Origin of the sequence: Mesorhizobium sp. M7D.F.Ca.US.004.01.2.1 (assembly GCF_003997785.1) — a bacterium.
GTDB lineage: Bacteria > Pseudomonadota > Alphaproteobacteria > Rhizobiales > Rhizobiaceae > Mesorhizobium > Mesorhizobium loti.
The window spans coordinates 1-2426 of record NZ_RZRQ01000554.1 but is presented as its reverse complement, the minus strand read 5'-3'; the positions used below and the strand labels follow the sequence as shown (position 1 = coordinate 2426).

Here is a 2426-nt window from a genome sequence, read left to right as displayed (position 1 = left end):
ACCTTGCCCGCCAGACGATGGGCGACCGCAGCCTCGAGCAAGAGGTGCTGGCGCTGTTTGTACAACAGGCGCTGTCGGTGCGCGACAAAATACTCGATGCCGACATCAAGAACCGGCTTCTGCTGGCGCATGGGCTGAAGGGTTCGGCACGGGGTGTCGGTGCCTTTGCCATCGCCGATTGTGCCACCGAGATCGAGCACCAGCCGGAAGACAACCAGACGCTCAGACGGCTCGGCACGCTGATCGACGAAGTGCGCGATTTCATCGCCGCCATCAATCGCTGAATCCCACGCCAAACCCGGTTTGCGGAAAAACGTCACGGAGCGACGCTTTCGCGCGGCAGTTGACTTGCTCGCCGGAGTGATTATCTCGGCTGAGACTCCCTTCAGGTGACAAATGACCAAGCTGACTTTCATCGCCCATGACGGCACACATTTCGACATGGACGCCGAGAACGGCTCGACGGTCATGGAGAACGCGATCCGCAACGCCGTTCCCGGGATCGAGGCGGAATGCGGCGGCGCCTGCGCCTGCGCCACCTGTCACGTCTATGTCGACGAAGCATGGACGGCTGAAGTCGGCGAGCCGGAAGCGATGGAAGAGGACATGCTGGACTTCGCCTACGACGTCCAGCCGAACTCACGGCTGTCGTGCCAGATCAAGGTGCGCGACGCGCTCGACGGTCTGGTCGTGCGGGTGCCCGCCCGCCAGGGCTGAGACACCGGTTTTTTGCCGGCTGCTGCTTGGCAGCGGCGGATTGCTCATGCAGTGTCTCGACAACACACAGCGAGGCGCATCGCATGACCGACATCACCAAGACAGACGTGCTTATTGTCGGGGCAGGGCCTGTCGGCCTCTTCGCCGTGTTCGAACTCGGCCTGTTCGACATGAAGTGCCACCTGATCGACATTCTCGACCGGCCAGGCGGCCAATGCGCGGAACTCTATCCGGAAAAGCCGATCTACGACATTCCAGGCTGGCCTTCGATCTCGGCGCAGGGGTTGGTCGACAAACTGCTCGAGCAGATCGCGCCGTTCAAGCCCGATTTCACCTACAACCGCATGGTTTCCAGCCTGGAAAAGCTGGAGGACGGCAGTTTTCGCGTCACCACCGACGAGAATGAGGTGTTCGAGGCCAAGGTGGTGGTGATTGCCGCCGGCGGCGGCTCCTTCCAGCCCAAGCGTCCGCCGATCCCGGGCATCGAGCCCTATGAAGGCAAGAGTGTCTTCTATTCGGTGCGCCGGATGGAGGATTTTCGCGGCCACGACCTTGTCATTGTCGGCGGCGGCGACTCGGCGCTCGACTGGACGCTCAACCTGCAGCCGGTGGCAAGGAGCGTGACGCTGGTGCACCGGCGGCCCGAATTCCGCGCGGCGCCCGACAGCGTCAACAAGATGTATGCCATGCAGGAGATGAAGCAGCTGCATTTCCAAGTCGGGCAAGTGACCGGATTGACCGGCGCCGACGGCCAGCTGTCATCGGCCACCATCAAGGGGCCGGACGGCGATGTCGAGGTGCCTTGCACGCGCATGCTGCCGTTCTTCGGCCTGACCATGAAGCTCGGCCCGATCGCAGAATGGGGCCTCAATCTTCACGAGAACCTCATTCCGGTCGATACCGAGAAGTTCCAGACATCGGTGCCAGGCATTTTCGCGGTCGGCGACATCAACTGGTATCCGGGCAAGCTGAAGCTGATCCTATCGGGCTTCCACGAGGTGGCGCTGATGGCGCAGGCCGCCAAGCGCGTCATCAGCCCCGGCGAGCGTATCGTCTTCCAGTATACGACCTCCTCGACCAGCCTGCAGAAGAAGCTCGGCGTGGTGGAAGCTTCCTGAAACGCGTCGCTTTGAATCAAATGCAGCCGACGCGCTTCACGTCTTTTGTCAGTCAGCTAGCACCGGAGCCTCGGGATGGCCGCGCAGCGGCTTTTCCGGCATCAGCACCAGCGCGACGAGCGCCATGACCAGCATCGCTGCCGCGGTGAAGAAGATCATCACGAACGCCAGGGCCTCGACGGCGGTGCTGGCCGCCTGGGTGCCTTCTCCAGCAAGCGGCAGGCCGTAGCCAAGCGCGACCGCACCAAGGATGGCGACGCCAAGCGCGCTGCCTAAAGAGCGAAGGAAGGTCAGTACGCCGGTGGCAACGCCGAGATGGGCCTGGTCGACGGCATTCTGAACCGACACAGTGGCAACCGGAAATGTCGTGCCGCTGCCCAGGCCGATGCAGGTCGTCAGGATCTCGACGATCAGCAGCGAAGCATGCCCCGCCACCAGGCCGAGTATGCCGAGGCACAGGATGGCGAAGGTCACCCCTACCATCGCGATCCGCTTGTAGTGAACGAACCGGGCAATCGTGCGGCCGCTGAATGTCGCGCCCGCAACGGTGCCGAGCATGAGACCAAGCATGGCGGTTCCCGGTTCACTGGC

The 2426-nt window shown here is 62.7% G+C and carries 3 protein-coding genes and 1 pseudogene; 3 read left to right on the top strand and 1 reads right to left on the bottom strand.

Annotated features, from left to right (window positions below):
• The 3 genes from EN993_RS34640 to EN993_RS34630 form a co-directional block, all read left to right on the top strand.
• On the top strand, window positions 1-284 hold a 284-nt coding region (locus tag EN993_RS34640), incomplete at its 5' end, for an Hpt domain-containing protein (protein ID WP_164758015.1).
• Between the two features lie 112 nt (window positions 285-396).
• A complete protein-coding gene (locus tag EN993_RS34635) occupies window positions 397-717 on the top strand; it encodes a 2Fe-2S iron-sulfur cluster-binding protein (RefSeq protein ID WP_013531878.1) in 321 nt (106 codons plus the stop codon).
• Between the two features lie 83 nt (window positions 718-800).
• Window positions 801-1835: an NAD(P)/FAD-dependent oxidoreductase gene (locus EN993_RS34630; RefSeq protein ID WP_109669274.1), complete on the top strand. Its 1035-nt coding sequence runs from the start codon at window positions 801-803 to the stop codon at window positions 1833-1835.
• A 48-nt stretch (window positions 1836-1883) separates the two neighbouring features.
• Here EN993_RS34630 and EN993_RS34625 read toward each other — a convergent pair.
• A pseudogene (locus EN993_RS34625) lies at window positions 1884-2426 on the bottom strand (MFS transporter); the annotation flags it as partial.

What these genes read in the sequence shown, in the direction of transcription:
- EN993_RS34635 (WP_013531878.1), top strand. Translation starts at nt 397, where the DNA reads ATGACCAAGCTGACTTTCATCGCCCATGACGGCACACATTTCGACATG.
- EN993_RS34630 (WP_109669274.1), top strand. Translation starts at nt 801, where the DNA reads ATGACCGACATCACCAAGACAGACGTGCTTATTGTCGGGGCAGGGCCT.